Below are 13,741 nucleotides of genomic sequence, written 5' to 3'. Positions count from 1 at the left end.
GGTCAGCCGCCCAAACGGAGGGTGATCACCAGGCCGATGAGCGCGACCACGCCGGCCAGGAGCATGGCTGCCTTGGGATTGCCGAAGTTGAGGGTCCATCCCAGGCCGAAGCGCCGCGGAACCATGAGAGCGTGGTCTTCGCGGTTGACGTAGAACAAGCCGCTCCGCCAGTATTTGTCGTCTTCCCGGTGGTTCAGGCCGGTATCCTCCTCGCCTTCGTCCCGAGCGCGGTTGTTCCTCGCGAAGACAACCACGGCTACCGCGACGGCGGCCAGGATCGGGATCACGACCACCAGCGGCGCCCATGGCGTGACCGTGCCGGTCCACATCAGCAACGACGAACCCAGCATCGCGAGGTCGATCATCGCGAGCAATCCGAGGAGTGCCTTGGCACCCAACAACATGTACCGGCGGTGCCAGAGCGCGGAGCCTGCCGGGTGCGCGGGGTCGATGTCGGGCCGGCTGCGGAAGAGGATCGCCGCCGCGATCCCCACGAGCAGGGCGGACACGCCGAGCTGCACGAAGACCAGCGAGAACGCGGTGCCGATCGTTTTGGCGGCCAGCCGGTTGGGCGTGCCTTTCGCCGCGTAGTGGACTACGAGCACGTCAGGCATCGAGGGGTAGCTGATCACGCCGATCACCACCGTGGCGGCAATGACGATCAACGCCGGCGCCAGCCAGAGCCAGGGAAAGCGCGGTGGGTCGGTCCGCAGTTCGGTATCCACCGCGATGCCTTGGCGCACTCCCTCATACCAACCCCCGGCGGCCTTGGCGGCCCGGATCTCGTGGTTGGCCAGGAAGAAGCAGCCGTACCAGAAGCCCACGAGCACCAGCACTGACAGCGGCAGGAGCAACGTTTCGCCGGTCATTCCGTAAATGGCAACGCAGACCCCGATAGCGACGATCCCGCTCAGGAGAACCCGCCAACGATAGATGCGGGTCTGCCTGACCACGGCCGGGTCCTCAGTACGCTGGGCCGGTACCCGGACCCCGAAAGGCACCGTCGGGCTGTTGATGGAGGGCAGGACCAAGGCGATGGCGAGAACCAGTGCCGCCAACGCGGAGCTTAGGACGATGGCAACGGTCATGGTGTTTCCTCTGGCGTGGTTCCAAATGAATCGAGAATCGAGCGGCAGGACTCGAGAACTTCCTCGGACGAAAGTCCCCGGGCGACGGCTTCGGCGAGCAGGGTCCGTGCCCTCGAGGTCCATTCCGCGCCGAACAGCGGGTCCGGCGCCGTCGTGGTCACCACCGCGCCTGTCTTGCGGTTGAGCTGGATCAGGCCCTGTTGGCGCAGAAGGTCATAGGCTTTGTTGACGGTGTGGAAGTTGATCCCGAAGTCCGCGGCGAGCGTCCTGGTGGCGGGCAACGAACTGCCCTCGGCCAGCACGCCGTCGGCGATCGCCTCCACGATCTGGTCCCGAAGCTGCTGGTAGATCGGCACCTCGCTGGCCAGGTCAACGTTGAGGATCATCGCTCCCACCTCCGTCTTTATTATATAAGTTATAGAACAAGTAGCGGAAGATTCCCACCTCCGGAAAGCAGGCTCCGAATGAACCCGTCTGACGGCCCAAGCTCCCACGATCCCGCCTTCGAAGCCGCGTACCAGGCAGCCCAAAAGAGCCTTGGCGAAGGTGGCATCCCCATCGGCGCAGCGCTCGCCCGTGGTGGGGTGGTGATCGCGAGCGGGCACAACGAACGCGTCCAGAACGGCGATCCCATTGCGCACGGGGAAATGTCGGCCCTCCGCGCAGCCGGCCGGCAGAAGAGCTACCGGGACACCACCCTCTATACGACCCTCGCGCCGTGTGCCATGTGCACGGGCACCATCATCCAGTTCAAGATCCCGCGCGTCGTAGTGGGGGAGGCCCGCACGTTCGACGGCGAATTCAAGTTGCTGCGGTCGCGGGGCGTGGAGGTGGTGGTCCTCGATGACCAGCGATGCGTGGACATGATGCGCACGTTCCAGGAAGGGAACCCGGAACTGTGGGCAGAGGACATCGCCGAGTAAATCCAGCGGAGCAAACAGCATCTGGCCATGGCCAAACCCCAAGCGTAGGCTGACAGCATCGGCGTCGGTGCCGGGGGTCCGCGTCGATACCCAATCGATCAAGGAGGACTCATGAGTGTTGTGCGCGAATTCATGACCACCAATGCCCAGTGCGTCAAAGAAGAGCAGTCGTTGCGTGACGCGGCTGTCCTGATGCGCGATCTGGACGTCGGTTCTCTGCCGATCTGCGGCAACGATGGAAGACTCAAAGGATTCATCACTGACCGCGACATTGTGGTCAAGTGCGTTGCTGAGGGATTGGATGCTGACCGCCTGACCGCGGCAGATCTCGCCCAGGGGACGCCGATCTGGATCGATGCCGACGCCAGCATCGACGCAGCCATCGACCTGATGGAAAAGCACCAGGTCCGGCGCCTTCCGGTCATCACCGACCACAAGTTGGTGGGCATCATCAGCCAGGGCGACATCGCCCGGAACTACACCGAGGAGCGCGTAGGCGAACTGGTGGAGCACATCTCCGCCAAATCCCCCATGGCGCAACTGGGCTAACCCCAACTTTCGCACCCATCAAGCGTCACGGCCCAGCGGCCGTGGCGCTTCCCCATGTGCGGCACTCGGCTCCGTCTTTAGCCAGGGCAAACTCCGTGAGGCAAAATGTCATGGTGACCCATCTTCCCCAAAGCCAGTCAGCACACCCCCAGTCGGCAGACGCCGCCATCCACGCACTGATCGCCCAGGAACTCGGCGTGAAGTCCTGGCAGGTCAAGGCAGCGGTTGAATTGCTCGACGCCGGCTCCACCGTTCCGTTTATCGCCCGGTACCGCAAGGAAGTCACCGGGACGCTCGATGACACCCAGTTGCGTGAACTCGAGGAACGGCTCCGGTACCTGCGGGACCTGGAGGACCGCCGTCGAACCGTGCTTGAGGCGATTGCCTCGCAAGGCAAGCTGACTCCGGAACTGGAGGCCGCCGTCGTCGGCGCCGATACCAAGTCCCGGCTGGAAGACATCTATCTGCCTTTCAAGTCGAAGCGCCGCACCAAAGCGCAGATCGCCCGCGAAGCCGGCCTCGAGCCGCTCGCCGAGGCGCTTCTCGCGAACCCGCAGCTCGAGCCCGAGCGCGAGGCCGCGAAGTACCTCAACGCTGAACATTCCATCGACGATGCCTCCGCGGCGCTCGCCGGCGCGCGCTCAATCCTCGTGGAACGGGTCTCCCAGGATCCCGATCTCGCCGAAAACCTGCGCGAGCGGTTGTGGACGCAGGGGCGGATGGTGTCGCGCGTGAAGAAGGGCCAGGAAGCCGAGGGGCAGAAGTTCAAGGACTATTTCGAGTTCTCCCAAGTGCCTTCCGGCATGCCCGGCCACCGTGTGCTCGCGCTTTTGCGCGGCGAGAACGACGGCGTCCTGGAGCTTGATCTCGCCGAGGCAGAACCAGCCGACGACGACGCCCTGGCCGCCGCGCGTGGTCGCTATGAGAACGCCGTGGCCAAGTGCCTCGGAGTCGCCGAGCGTGGCCGGCCCGCCGATGCGTGGCTTGTCCAGACCGCACAGATCGCCTGGCGCTCGCGGATTTTGGACCGCCTAAGCAACGACCTGCGTGGCCGCATGTTCGCGCAGGCCGAGGATGAAGCCGTCAGGGTCTTCGCCGCCAATCTCCGCGATGTTCTTCTTGCGGCTCCCGCCGGAAACCGCGCGACGCTGGGCCTGGACCCGGGGCTGCGCACGGGCGTGAAGGTGGCCGTCGTCGATGGCACAGGCAAAGTCGTCGCCACCGACACCGTCTATCCGCACGCCCCGGCCAAGAAGTGGGACGAGGCCCTGGTGACGCTGGAGCGCTTGGCGCGGCAGCACGACGTCGAGCTCGTGGCGATCGGCAACGGCACGGCGTCGCGCGAAACGGACAAGCTCGCCGTGCAACTCATCAAGTCGCTGGCAGCCTCCGGCGGACCCACGTTGCAGAAGCTCGTGGTGTCCGAGGCTGGGGCTTCCGTGTATTCGGCATCTGCGCTCGCGGCCGCGGAACTGCCGGGCATGGACGTGTCCTTGCGCGGAGCCGTTTCGATCGCCCGGCGTTTGCAGGATCCGCTGGCCGAATTGGTGAAGATCGAGCCGAAATCGATCGGTGTGGGGCAGTACCAGCACGATGTCACGGCGGCGAAGCTCGACCGCTCGCTGGACGCCGTCGTCGAGGACTGCGTGAACGCGGTGGGCGTGGACGTGAATACGGCGTCGCCGGCGCTGCTGGCGCGGGTGGCCGGCGTCGGGCCGCTCTTGAGCGAGAACATCGTCGCGTACCGCAACGAGAACGGCCCGTTCGCCAAGCGTGCCGACCTCAAGAAGGTGCCGCGGCTGGGTGCCAAGGCCTTTGAGCAGTGCGCGGGCTTCCTGCGGATCACCGGAGGAGCGGAACCGCTCGACGCGTCCAGCGTCCACCCGGAAGCGTATTCGGTGGCGAGGAAGATCGTGGCTGCGGCGCATGGAGCAGCTGTATCTTCGCTTGACCCGCAGGCATTCGTGGATGGGACGTTCGGCCTGCCCACCGTGCGCGACATCATGTCCGAGCTCGAAAAGCCCGGCCGCGACCCACGCCCGGCATTCGCGGCAGCAACATTCTCCGAAGGCATCGAGAAGATTTCCGACCTCAAGCCCGGCATGATCCTGGAAGGAACCGTCACCAATGTGGCGGCGTTCGGTGCGTTCGTTGATGTCGGAGTTCACCAGGACGGCCTGGTCCACGTCTCCGCGCTGGCCAACAAGTTCGTGTCCGATCCCCGCGAGATCGTGAAATCCGGACAAGTGGTGCGTGTGAAGGTCCTGGAAGCGGACCCGGAGCGGAAACGGATTTCACTGACCTTGAGGCTCGACGACGAACCCGGCACCGCGGGCGGCTCCGGTTCGCGGGGCGGCGGCCGTGACGAGCGGCGCCCGGCACCGCAGGCTGGACAGGGCGCGAAGGCGGTTCCCGGTCGAAAGGCGGTTCCCGGTCGAAAGGCGGCTCCGCAAGCGCCAGTCAATACGGCAATGGCGGAAGCGTTGCGCCGGGCCGGGTTGGGGAAATAGCCTCGTCCGCCTATCCTCTGCGGTGATTCCGACGGGTGCTACTGGTTCCCGAATGGATACGGTGCTGACCACCAGCCGGGAGTGGTTGCGCGAAGGAAATCGGGGCAGCCCTGGTGGCCGAAGGGATCGAAGCCGAAGCTGATTTAAGGGCGGTGGCGGACCCCGGCATGACCGCCGGGCGGGGCTACCTTCTCGGGCGGCCAGAGGATTGGGCACAGTGGGTGAGGTGGTCCCGCATCCGGGAAAGCCGAAGACATCGACGAATCCCGGGCCCGGTAATCCCCATCGCCACCCTCGCATCGCAAGTCCCCGCCGGCTCCCAGCCTTCGCAAACTACTCATTCACCCTTAGCAAGAACACTCATTTTGCGGCCAAACAACACTCAATTTGGCACAATCAGCACCTAGTCGCAATTTCCCGCTACAAATGCAACTTACGATGGTCACTCACTTGCTACAACTCAAAGGGGAGAGAAATGGGCATTGGGAAGAAAATACGAAGCATCATTACGGTTGTGGTGACAAGTTCTGCGCTTTTGGTTGGTGGAATGAACGGCGCAATAGCGGCAACTGTTCCTACGCCCCCACCGCCAAAAACAACGTCGCAGTTGCAAACACCTGAACAGATTCAAACGGCGATTTCTGAGGCGTTCGACGGTGATAGCAGCCGTCTAGCTTTGCTCCTGGAAAGTCCTCAGGTCTCGGCGACGCAAGCGGCGCTAAAAATCCGGCTTGAAGGACGGGGCGACTTTTCCGGTGGACACTTCCTGGCAAACAAAAAGGCACTCGGCGGCGCCATTGCCCCTATGTCGACGGGACGGTATGACTACTACTGCACCGGTTATAACGGAGTCACCATGGGATGGAACGGCAAGGAGATCCTGGCCTGTCACGGATGGCTTGACACCTACATCTCGGGCCGCCATGTTGCACACTATAACCCCGATCTGATTCCCCGTGGCGGACCGGTTTCAATAGGATGTGCGTATGCAGGGTTTGGTGTAATCGTGTCACTTATGGGACCGATAGGAGCAATCGGTTGGGCCGCCTACGGTGCGGGTGTCCTTTTCGCGGCAGGAGGGGTGGTCATTTCTTGTGGATAAGGTGAAAACCACGCCTTGGTTGGCCATCGTCACGACCCAGTTGGTTGCAGCGCTCGGGCTGCTGGCGTTGCTCGTTCGATTCGACGCGCGCTGGTACGACTACATTTGGGTCGTCGCCTTGGTGGCCTACGAGATCTTGGTTATGCGGGCGCTCGTCCGTCGGCAGGGCAATTCGCCGTAACGACTAAAACGACGGCGGCACTCTGGTTCCTTTCGTCAGGAACCGGAGCGCCGCCGTCGTTCGCGTCTAGCTCGAGCCGCTACGGGGCCGGGATCGGGAAGAACGCCCGGGGATCCTGCAACAAGGCCGGGTAGTCGAAGTCCGCGCGGTCGATGATCTTGGTGACCTCGAAGTTGCGCCCGAAACGGCCATCCTCCAAGGTGATCGGCCGCCCGTGGATCTTGCCGAGGGCAAACTTGGCGCCACCCTCGATGGGTACGAGGACGGGCGTGTTGCCGGGGAGGGTGCGGAAGGCCTCGTCTTGGCGTTGGCGGTTGCGGGTGGGCTTCTTCACCAGTTGCTTCGGAGCCTTGCGGGCGGTCTTGCCCGGGCGGCGGGACGTTTCCGATGCGTACACGAACTGGTAACCGTCGCCGTCGGTGTTGGCGGCCTTGGCCTTGCCTGCTGCCGGCATCCCCACCTTGTCGATCTTTTCGGGTTCGACGTCGCCCACCGGAGCGCGAAGCACCCAGATGAAGTCGTCGTAGGGGTCTTCGGGGATGAGCTCGTGACCGGGCTCGGGCCAGAGGTACTCAAGGTCGTTCGGAGTGTCCGGGAAGAGCTCGGCGTAGAAGCGCGGCTCTTTCTGGAGCAGCTTGGAGCGGTGGCTCAGGTGGAAATCGGCGTCGCCCAGCCACGGCGGCATCGGAATCTTGGAGGCGTAGTCCGGGTGGGCTGCCTGGGGTGCGAACTCGGTGATGCTGGCGCGGGTGTTGTCCGGGTTGCCTCGGGCGACCCATTCGTCCACCATGGCCAGGCCGTAGAGAGTAAGGGCGGGAACGTAGCCCATCCACATGCGGATAGCGGGGTGGGAGGGCCGGCCGAACTCGGGGATCACCAGTGCGCGAAGGATCTGCAGTGCTTCGACACGCTGCTTGCCAAGCCTTGCGGTGTCCAAGACGGCAGCACTTTGCTTGAAATCGGGGAACGGGAGGAAGGTCTGCATCCTTTCAGTTTGGGGGCCGAACGGCATAGATCCAAGTTGACACGGTGTGGCCTTCCCCTCGCTTGTGTTATCGGGCCCCTGACGAGCGCGGTTTGCGGCAATACTGGTCCCATGGAAGCCCCCTCGGAATTTGGTGATGAAGTACAGAGCGGTTTTGCGTGCTGGTGTTGCGGTTCGGAGTATCCCGAGGCCAAGATCGTTCGGCTTGGAGCACATCCGGAGGCGGGAGTATGCCTGGCTTGCACGGTTTCCCTCAGGAGTTCTGCGCGCCGGCGGGAGACCGGTGCCGGAAACTGGCCGGCGCGAGCTGTCCTGGGCTCGGTTGACCGCGCCCGGAACGCGGTGATGGCCCGCCGCTTGCAGCACCATCCGGTCTTCGGGTCCCTCCTGCGCAGAATCAATCGCTATTTGCCCTGAACTCATTTTGCGCGGCGTCCAAATGGGGCTGAGTGAGTATTCGTCCTAGGCTTGTCGGGTGGAAACTTTTGGCGAATCGACGACGACGGCGGCACCTCCAGTTGCCGAACTGCACCTACACATCGAGGGGACGCTTCAGCCCGAGCTGATTTTCGCGCTCGCTGAACGGAACGGGATTGAGCTTCCGTACGCGGATTTGGACGAGTTGCGTGCCAGGTACGAGTTCACGGATCTGCAGTCATTCCTTGATCTGTACTACGCCAACATGGCGGTGTTGCGCACCGAGCAGGACTTTGCGGACATGACCAAGGCCTATTTGGCGCGCGCCGCGGCCGGTGGCGTGCGGCACGTCGAGGTCATGATGGATCCGCAGGCGCACATCTCGCGCGGAGTGGCGCTGGAGACGTGCGTCAACGGCGTGGCGTCCGCACTCGCGACGTCGGTGGAGGAGTTCGGCGTCTCGACGCTCCTGATTGCCGCGTTCCTGAGGGACATGTCCGAAGAGTCCGCGCTCGAGGTGCTGGACCAACTTCTTGCCATGAAGGCGCCCATTGCCGGTATCGGCCTGGACTCGGCCGAGGTGGGCAATCCGCCGTCGAAGTTCGAACGACTGTACCGCCGCGCGGCGGAGGCCGGACTGCGACGGATCGCGCACGCCGGCGAGGAAGGCCCCGCATCGTATGTCTACGAGGCCCTTGATCTGCTGGGCGCGGAGAGGATCGACCACGGCATCCGCTGCATGGAGGACCCGGCCCTGGTGGAGCGGTTGGTGTCCGAGCAGATCCCGCTGACGGTGTGCCCCTTGTCCAACGTCCGGTTGCGGGCCGTGGACACCCTGGCTGACCACCCTTTGCCTGCGATGTTGGCTGCTGGGCTGAATGTCAGCGTGAACTCGGACGATCCCGCGTACTTTGGCGGGTACGTGGACGACAACTTCGAGCAGCTTGTCGCCGTGCACGGCTTGACTGTCGGCGAGCGGGCACGCCTGGCCGCAAACTCGGTGCGTTCGTCCTTCGCGGACGAGGCCCGAAAGACCGATTTGTTGGCCGAGGTTGCCGAGTGGGAGAAGGCCACGGGGGAGTAGGGGGGGCAAGAGGGTACCTCAAGCCCTAGCTACCGACCGGTACCCGAGAGCCTTCCATCACTTGCCGGCTTTTGGCCGTAATAGTGGGTCACGACACACGGTGTTTACCAAGAACAGTCGCCAGAATTTACAGAACATTGGCAGACTGCTGAAGGAATGTCCGCCGTTGAAGGAGACCCAGTGGCCAAGTCCACCGTCGAAAAAAGCAGTGTCCGCCTCAAGACCGTCCTGGATGTCTTGGCAGAGGGAACGTGGTCCGAACAGTCGTTGAACGCTGGCGAGATCCTGGCTGAAGCGATTGTCCGCGTCCCGTTGGACCCGCGCGAGAGTGAACTGCTCAGCGGAGGCATTCCGCGCGGCCACAAGAACCTGACAACGGAGACCGCGAAGCTGGTCAAGGCGGGCTGGCTGGTCAAGGGCCGTTCGGGCTGGACTATCACCGATGACGGCCTCCGTGCCACTGTTGCTTTCGCCAAGCCGGACGAGTTCGTCAGCGCCTTGGCTGAGGGCACGCCTGTCCCCGCAGAAACTCCGCTTCCGACTGCGCCCGTCAAGAAGGCTCCCGCCAGGAAGCCCGCGGCCAAGAAGGTTCCCGCAGTGGATAAAGCGCCTGCCGCCGAAGCCGCCGAAGCCGCCGCGACGAAGGCCCCGGCCGCCAAGGCAGCACCCAAGAAAGCTGTCGCACCCAAAGCGGCTGCCGCCGTCGAGAAGCTCGAGCAGCCGTCCGCCGTCGCGATCGCCGGCGACTTCAACACGATTCTCGGCGCGCCGGAAGACTGGGCTCCGCAGTACGACGAGGCGCAAATGAAGTTCAATGCCCGTCGTAAGGTGTGGACCCTCGCCGCCACGCTGCCTGCCGGCTTCTACACGTACAAGATCGCGCTGAACCGTTCGTGGGACGAGAACTACGGCGCGTTCGGCGCGCATGATGGCGCCAACCACGAGCTGCAGCACGACGGCGGCAAGGTCACCTTCACGTACGACCACGCCACACGCGATATCGTCACGGCTTAGCTCGTTGTTCCAAGGTTTCTCCAAGTCCGAACGCGGGCTTGGAGGAAGCTTGGGAACAAAGCGTCCAGGCTCCGAGGTTAGGGTAGGTCAACAGAACCTAGCCGAGGAGCCAGCGATGACCGATGCCACTTTCCGCCACAACGTTGACCGCGAACGCTTTGAAGTGCTCGTTGACGGCCACGTAATCGGGAAGGCTGCGTACAAGGCGTACGACGACGGCGGGTCCCCGCAGCGGATTTTCTACCACACCGTGATCAACGACGAGTTCGGCGGACAAGGCCTCGCGGGCAGGCTCGCCGAAGCGGCCCTGAAGGAAACCGTGGGCGAGGGAGTCGGGATCGTGCCGGTGTGCCCGTTCATCAAGAAGTTCCTCACCAAGCACCCGGAATACGCGGCGAGCACGACTGCCCCGACCCTGGCGCACTTGGAGTACCTCAACGCGGCCCTCGTTCCGGCCGCCAGGAGCTAACGACGGCGGGTCGCCCCGCCGTCGAACCTCACGAATACATCAATGAACCGGGAGTCGTCAGGACTTCGCCGGTTTCCAGCCAGGTCTTGAGGCCGGAGAGGATCATCGGCCAACCGCCGTAGATCTGGTCGTTGCCGCCTTCGCGAAGATCGCTGTGGGTGACGGTCAGGTGGCAGGAGTCGCCGACCGGTTTGATCTCCCAGGTGACGCGTGATGTGCCCTCGGCTTTGACGTCTTCGCCCCACAGTGCGCGCATGGTCTGGACGAGCCGGCGGGGGGGATCGACTTCCACGTTTTCGCCCTCGCCGAGGACCATCCCGTTGGCCTTCGGATTGTGCATCTCGTAGTGGCCGCCCGGCGTCCAGTCCGCAGTGTGGGTGTTGCCGAACTGGTACTTGCTGCGGGTGTCGCTGTCCGTGATGGCTTCCCAAAGCCGCTCCGGAGTGGTCTTGATATAGATTTCGAAGATTATTTCCACGGGACTTTCCAATCTGGTTTTGAGGTCGCTCAACGCAGCGGCCCATGGTTCTGCATATTTGCTCACCCAGCGGTCGTGGACGAGCCTGATGGGTACCGGATTCAGGTAATGGAGCTTTTCGCGACCACGACGGCGGGTCACCACCAGCCCGGCTTCCTCAAGGATCTTGAGGTGCTTCATGATCCCGAAACGGGTCATGTCGAATCGTGCTTCAAGCGCACTGAGTGTCTGCCCGTCCTCGCGGAAGAGCTCGTCGAGCAGATCCCTGCGGGTGGGGTCGGAGAGTGCCTTGAAGACGGCGTCCATGGACTCAGGATAGGTGACCATTTAGTCACATGTCAACGGATCCGGGCGGGTTTGTCCCGGCGCGTATTCGTGGTGCGTTTCGTGCCGGAGCGGGTTTATGTGCGAGTGGGTCTATGTGCGGGTGGGTCTGAAGTGGTGGTTGCGTCGGGGTGTTTGGTGGGGGTCGAGGTGGGGTGGGGGTTTGAACCATGCCGTGCCGGAGTCGGTGGTGATGGTCCAGTGTTCTTTGTGGATGACGTGGTGGTGGTGGCTGCAAAGCAGGACGCCGTTGTCGGTGCCGGTGGTTCCGCCGTGGGACCAGTAGGTGATGTGGTGGGCTTCGCACCAGGGTGCGGGGATGGTGCAGTCGGGGAAGGCGCAGCCTTGGTCGCGCGCGATGATGGCTTTGCGGATGTGGGGCGGGAAGACCCTGGTGGTGCGGCCGATGTCCAGGACGCGGCCCCCGCTGCCGAGCAGGACGGGGATGATGTCCGCGTCGCAGGCGATCTTGCGGATGGCCGAGGGGTGGATCGGGCCCTGGAACGTGGCGGTTCCGGTACCGGGCCGGGCGTTTGTGGTGCCGGGTGCGTGTTGGAGGCGGTTGAGCAGGTCTTGGTAGTCGATGGTGACCATTACCTGGGGGCGGAGGCCGCCGTTGGCCGGCAGTTCGCCGGTGGCCAGGGCCACCGCGCAGGCCCCGGTGAGTCCGTCGAGGAGTTTCTGGGGACGGGAGCGGCGGTCCAGTTCGGGGCCGGTGTCGGTGTCGGTGCCGGCGGGGTGGCGAAGGCGGGGGTTGGTGGCGGTGTTCATGGCGGTGGCGAGGGTTTCGAATTGTTCGGCGGTGGCGAAGATTTCCAGGTGGTGCAGGCCGTGGCGGAGCTTGCGGATGAATGCGCCTTGGCGGTGGCGGAGTTCTTCTTCGCTGGGTTCGGTTCCGTCCTGGTCGATGGCGTCGACCCAGCGTTTGGCCATCCGGTGCACGAAGTCGGGATCGCTTTCCGTGGCGGTCCGGGTCAGGGAGTGTTCCATCTGGCCGGCGGTGTCCGGGTCGGCGTGGTGGCGTACCTGGTCCAGGGCGGTGCTGATGAGGGTGGCCGAGCGGGACGGCACGGCCGCCGCGGCGAGGGCGGCGGCGAGGACCGGGTGCCGTGCGGGGACGTCTTGTCCGGTGATTCCTCTCTGCGGGAGCACGCTTTCGGCCAGGGTGAGCCGGCGCCTGGCTTCGCTGATGCCGATCCGCAGCCTGGCGCGCAGGAATTCGGCGGCGTTCCGGTAGCCGTCGTGGACAGCGTCGGCGGCTTCGGCGAGGCCGGCCGCGGACCCCGGCGCATCTGCCGCGGTTGCCGTGGCAGATTCGGGAAGGGTGGGTTCGGTCCAGCCGGTCCTCCACCCGGGCGCCGGGGAGGTCTGCGGTGCTGTCTGGGCTTCGTTCCGTGTCCGTTCCACGGCCTGGGCCGCGACGACCTGCAGGAACTCCACCGTCCGGGCGATCTCCTCGATCTTGCCGGCGAAATCCGCGGCTTCAGGGAAGCCGAACAGGCGGGTGTCGGCGAGAGCGGTTGAACGCAGCGCATCCATCACCGCCAGTGCCTGACCAAGACCGCCTGCCGGCAGCGGCCCGACGGCTGCGCTTTCGAACTGGGCCAGGTTCTGGTGATGCTCTGCGAATTGCAGCTGCGCTGCGTATTGGACCTGCGCATGGCGGGCGGCGACGGGCTTGAGGCGGCGGGCAACACGCCCCGGCGACGGGATCCCGCCGTCGGGCACGGCCGCCCGAGGTGCGGTGAGTTGACCGATGCCTTCCATGACTAAACCCTGTCACGAGGCTCTGACAATTAAGCCCCCAGGCTGCCACTCGGCGTCGCGAAAAGTGAAAACAAGGAAAACACGTCCCAAGTACTAGCTGTTGAGGTCCCAATGAACCCGGATCGCCTCGGCGATCGGCCCCGCCGTGACATCAACCTGGAACGCAACGGGCGCGGTCCCTGTCGCTTCAATGATGGTGTCGTGATAAACGCGGCCGCAGGCCGGACACAGGGTGTAGAGGTCCTCGTCGTCGGGCCACGCGGCAAGTCCTGCGGGGACCGGCGTGTCAGCTCCGGCGTACACAGGAACGCCCTGTGAGTTGGCTTGAATCAATCCCTCTTTGCTCACGGTGTTTCCGCAGAGACAAGTGATGGTGGTGACATCATGACCGATGACATCGGCGAATTCAGTGTCCATGTGAGCTCCCCGCGGTCGGAAGGGATTGTGCTTGTAGTTTATGCCTCCGGTTGTTCCCCGAGGCCCAGGGCGGGAAGATGTTCCCATGCTGCCTGAAGAGCGTTTCAACGCACTGGTTGATGAATTCAGGGCCAGCCCGGACGTCGGCGTCCCGGGAGAACCGGGGCAACGCGGATTCGGTTCGAACGCGCTCAAGGTCCACGGCTCGATTTTTGCGATGATCTCCGGAGGCAGGCTCGTTGTGAAGCTGCCGCACCAGCGGGTCGAGACGTTGATCGGAACCGGAGTTGGCGCGCCTTTTGACGCCGGAAAAGGCCGTGCGATGAGGGAATGGCTCACCGTCATTACCGACGATGAGGAGTCATGGCTGGACCTGGCACGCGAGGCCTTTGACTTCGTGGGGTCCCAGCGAAGAACGCAGTGAAAGGACGCG

Annotated in this window: 15 protein-coding genes; 9 read left to right on the top strand and 6 right to left on the bottom strand. The window is 64.1% G+C overall.

The window, feature by feature from the left end; genetic code table 11:
- Nucleotides 1-2 precede the first annotated feature (2 nt).
- Together ACSBOX_RS16220 and ACSBOX_RS16215 are read right to left on the bottom strand one after the other, a co-directional pair.
- Nucleotides 3-1,088, bottom strand: coding sequence for a DUF1648 domain-containing protein (locus ACSBOX_RS16220; RefSeq protein WP_442543368.1), 1,086 nt, complete (start codon nt 1,086-1,088; stop codon nt 3-5).
- On the bottom strand, nt 1,085-1,474 hold the full coding sequence (locus ACSBOX_RS16215; RefSeq protein ID WP_442543367.1) for a GntR family transcriptional regulator: 390 nt from the start codon (nt 1,472-1,474) through the stop codon (nt 1,085-1,087). Before ACSBOX_RS16215 ends, ACSBOX_RS16220 begins: the two co-directional genes overlap by 4 nt.
- A 78-nt stretch (nt 1,475-1,552) precedes the next feature.
- On the opposite strand from ACSBOX_RS16215, the gene ACSBOX_RS16210 reads away from it, so the two are divergent.
- The 5 genes from ACSBOX_RS16210 to ACSBOX_RS16190 all read left to right on the top strand — a co-directional run bounded on the left by ACSBOX_RS16210 (nt 1,553) and on the right by ACSBOX_RS16190 (nt 6,353).
- Nucleotides 1,553-2,011, top strand: a complete 459-nt coding sequence (locus ACSBOX_RS16210) for a nucleoside deaminase (protein WP_442543366.1) — start codon at nt 1,553-1,555, stop codon at nt 2,009-2,011.
- Nucleotides 2,012-2,122: 111 nt separating this feature from the next.
- A complete protein-coding gene (locus ACSBOX_RS16205; RefSeq protein ID WP_442543365.1) occupies nt 2,123-2,560 on the top strand; it encodes a CBS domain-containing protein in 438 nt (145 codons plus the stop codon).
- A gap of 110 nt (nt 2,561-2,670) precedes the next feature.
- A complete protein-coding gene (locus tag ACSBOX_RS16200) occupies nt 2,671-5,070 on the top strand; it encodes a Tex family protein (RefSeq protein WP_442543364.1) in 2,400 nt (799 codons plus the stop codon).
- 475 nt (nt 5,071-5,545) lie between these two features.
- The gene (locus ACSBOX_RS16195; protein ID WP_442543363.1) at nt 5,546-6,172 is read left to right on the top strand and encodes a hypothetical protein; all 627 of its coding nucleotides are present in this window, start codon (nt 5,546-5,548) and stop codon (nt 6,170-6,172) included.
- Nucleotide 6,173: 1 nt separating this feature from the next.
- Complete coding sequence (locus ACSBOX_RS16190) at nt 6,174-6,353, top strand: hypothetical protein (protein ID WP_442543362.1); 180 nt, start codon at nt 6,174-6,176, stop codon at nt 6,351-6,353.
- Nucleotides 6,354-6,432: 79 nt separating this feature from the next.
- Here ACSBOX_RS16190 and ACSBOX_RS16185 read toward each other — a convergent pair whose 3' ends face one another.
- Nucleotides 6,433-7,338, bottom strand: coding sequence for an MSMEG_6728 family protein (locus tag ACSBOX_RS16185; protein WP_442543361.1), 906 nt, complete (start codon nt 7,336-7,338; stop codon nt 6,433-6,435).
- Nucleotides 7,339-7,813: 475 nt separating this feature from the next.
- Here ACSBOX_RS16185 and ACSBOX_RS16180 point away from each other — a divergent pair, with 475 nt between their 5' ends.
- The 3 genes from ACSBOX_RS16180 to ACSBOX_RS16170 all read left to right on the top strand — a co-directional run bounded on the left by ACSBOX_RS16180 (nt 7,814) and on the right by ACSBOX_RS16170 (nt 10,322).
- On the top strand, nt 7,814-8,839 hold the full coding sequence (locus tag ACSBOX_RS16180; protein ID WP_442543360.1) for an adenosine deaminase: 1,026 nt from the start codon (nt 7,814-7,816) through the stop codon (nt 8,837-8,839).
- Nucleotides 8,840-9,019: 180 nt separating this feature from the next.
- The gene (locus ACSBOX_RS16175; RefSeq protein WP_442543359.1) at nt 9,020-9,853 is read left to right on the top strand and encodes a pullulanase X25 domain-containing protein; all 834 of its coding nucleotides are present in this window, start codon (nt 9,020-9,022) and stop codon (nt 9,851-9,853) included.
- 115 nt (nt 9,854-9,968) lie between these two features.
- Nucleotides 9,969-10,322: a GNAT family N-acetyltransferase gene (locus tag ACSBOX_RS16170; protein WP_442543358.1), complete on the top strand. Its 354-nt coding sequence runs from the start codon at nt 9,969-9,971 to the stop codon at nt 10,320-10,322.
- Nucleotides 10,323-10,350: 28 nt separating this feature from the next.
- On the opposite strand, the gene ACSBOX_RS16165 is transcribed toward ACSBOX_RS16170, so the two are convergent.
- From ACSBOX_RS16165 to ACSBOX_RS16155, 3 genes are all read right to left on the bottom strand, one after another.
- Nucleotides 10,351-11,106 carry an ArsR/SmtB family transcription factor gene (locus ACSBOX_RS16165; protein ID WP_442546048.1) on the bottom strand — a complete coding sequence of 252 codons (756 nt, stop codon included), beginning with the start codon at nt 11,104-11,106 and terminating at the stop codon, nt 10,351-10,353.
- Between the two features lie 111 nt (nt 11,107-11,217).
- Nucleotides 11,218-12,891, bottom strand: coding sequence for a DUF222 domain-containing protein (locus ACSBOX_RS16160; RefSeq protein WP_442543357.1), 1,674 nt, complete (start codon nt 12,889-12,891; stop codon nt 11,218-11,220).
- A 93-nt stretch (nt 12,892-12,984) separates the two neighbouring features.
- A complete protein-coding gene (locus ACSBOX_RS16155; protein WP_442543356.1) occupies nt 12,985-13,308 on the bottom strand; it encodes a hypothetical protein in 324 nt (107 codons plus the stop codon).
- An 85-nt stretch (nt 13,309-13,393) separates the two neighbouring features.
- Between ACSBOX_RS16155 and ACSBOX_RS16150 the strand changes: the two genes are divergently transcribed.
- Nucleotides 13,394-13,732 carry a hypothetical protein gene (locus ACSBOX_RS16150; RefSeq protein ID WP_442543355.1) on the top strand — a complete coding sequence of 113 codons (339 nt, stop codon included), beginning with the start codon at nt 13,394-13,396 and terminating at the stop codon, nt 13,730-13,732.
- Nucleotides 13,733-13,741 lie beyond the last annotated feature (9 nt).

This window comes from Arthrobacter sp. KN11-1C (assembly GCF_052180225.1).
In the GTDB taxonomy this organism is placed as follows: domain Bacteria; phylum Actinomycetota; class Actinomycetes; order Actinomycetales; family Micrococcaceae; genus Arthrobacter.
This window is presented reverse-complemented; position numbering and strand designations above follow the sequence as displayed.

Excerpts from the sequence above, each read along its gene's own strand:
- ACSBOX_RS16210 (WP_442543366.1), top strand. The coding sequence starts at position 1,553 with ATGAACCCGTCTGACGGCCCAAGCTCCCACGATCCCGCCTTCGAAGCC.
- ACSBOX_RS16205 (WP_442543365.1), top strand. The coding sequence starts at position 2,123 with ATGAGTGTTGTGCGCGAATTCATGACCACCAATGCCCAGTGCGTCAAA.
- ACSBOX_RS16200 (WP_442543364.1), top strand. The coding sequence starts at position 2,671 with ATGGTGACCCATCTTCCCCAAAGCCAGTCAGCACACCCCCAGTCGGCA.
- ACSBOX_RS16195 (WP_442543363.1), top strand. The coding sequence starts at position 5,546 with ATGGGCATTGGGAAGAAAATACGAAGCATCATTACGGTTGTGGTGACA.
- ACSBOX_RS16170 (WP_442543358.1), top strand. The coding sequence starts at position 9,969 with ATGACCGATGCCACTTTCCGCCACAACGTTGACCGCGAACGCTTTGAA.
- ACSBOX_RS16150 (WP_442543355.1), top strand. The coding sequence starts at position 13,394 with ATGCTGCCTGAAGAGCGTTTCAACGCACTGGTTGATGAATTCAGGGCC.
- ACSBOX_RS16215 (WP_442543367.1), bottom strand. The coding sequence starts at position 1,474 with ATGATCCTCAACGTTGACCTGGCCAGCGAGGTGCCGATCTACCAGCAG.
- ACSBOX_RS16155 (WP_442543356.1), bottom strand. The coding sequence starts at position 13,308 with ATGGACACTGAATTCGCCGATGTCATCGGTCATGATGTCACCACCATC.
- ACSBOX_RS16220 (WP_442543368.1), bottom strand. The coding sequence starts at position 1,088 with ATGACCGTTGCCATCGTCCTAAGCTCCGCGTTGGCGGCACTGGTTCTC.
- ACSBOX_RS16160 (WP_442543357.1), bottom strand. The coding sequence starts at position 12,891 with ATGGAAGGCATCGGTCAACTCACCGCACCTCGGGCGGCCGTGCCCGAC.
- ACSBOX_RS16185 (WP_442543361.1), bottom strand. The coding sequence starts at position 7,338 with ATGCAGACCTTCCTCCCGTTCCCCGATTTCAAGCAAAGTGCTGCCGTC.
- ACSBOX_RS16165 (WP_442546048.1), bottom strand. The coding sequence starts at position 11,106 with ATGGACGCCGTCTTCAAGGCACTCTCCGACCCCACCCGCAGGGATCTG.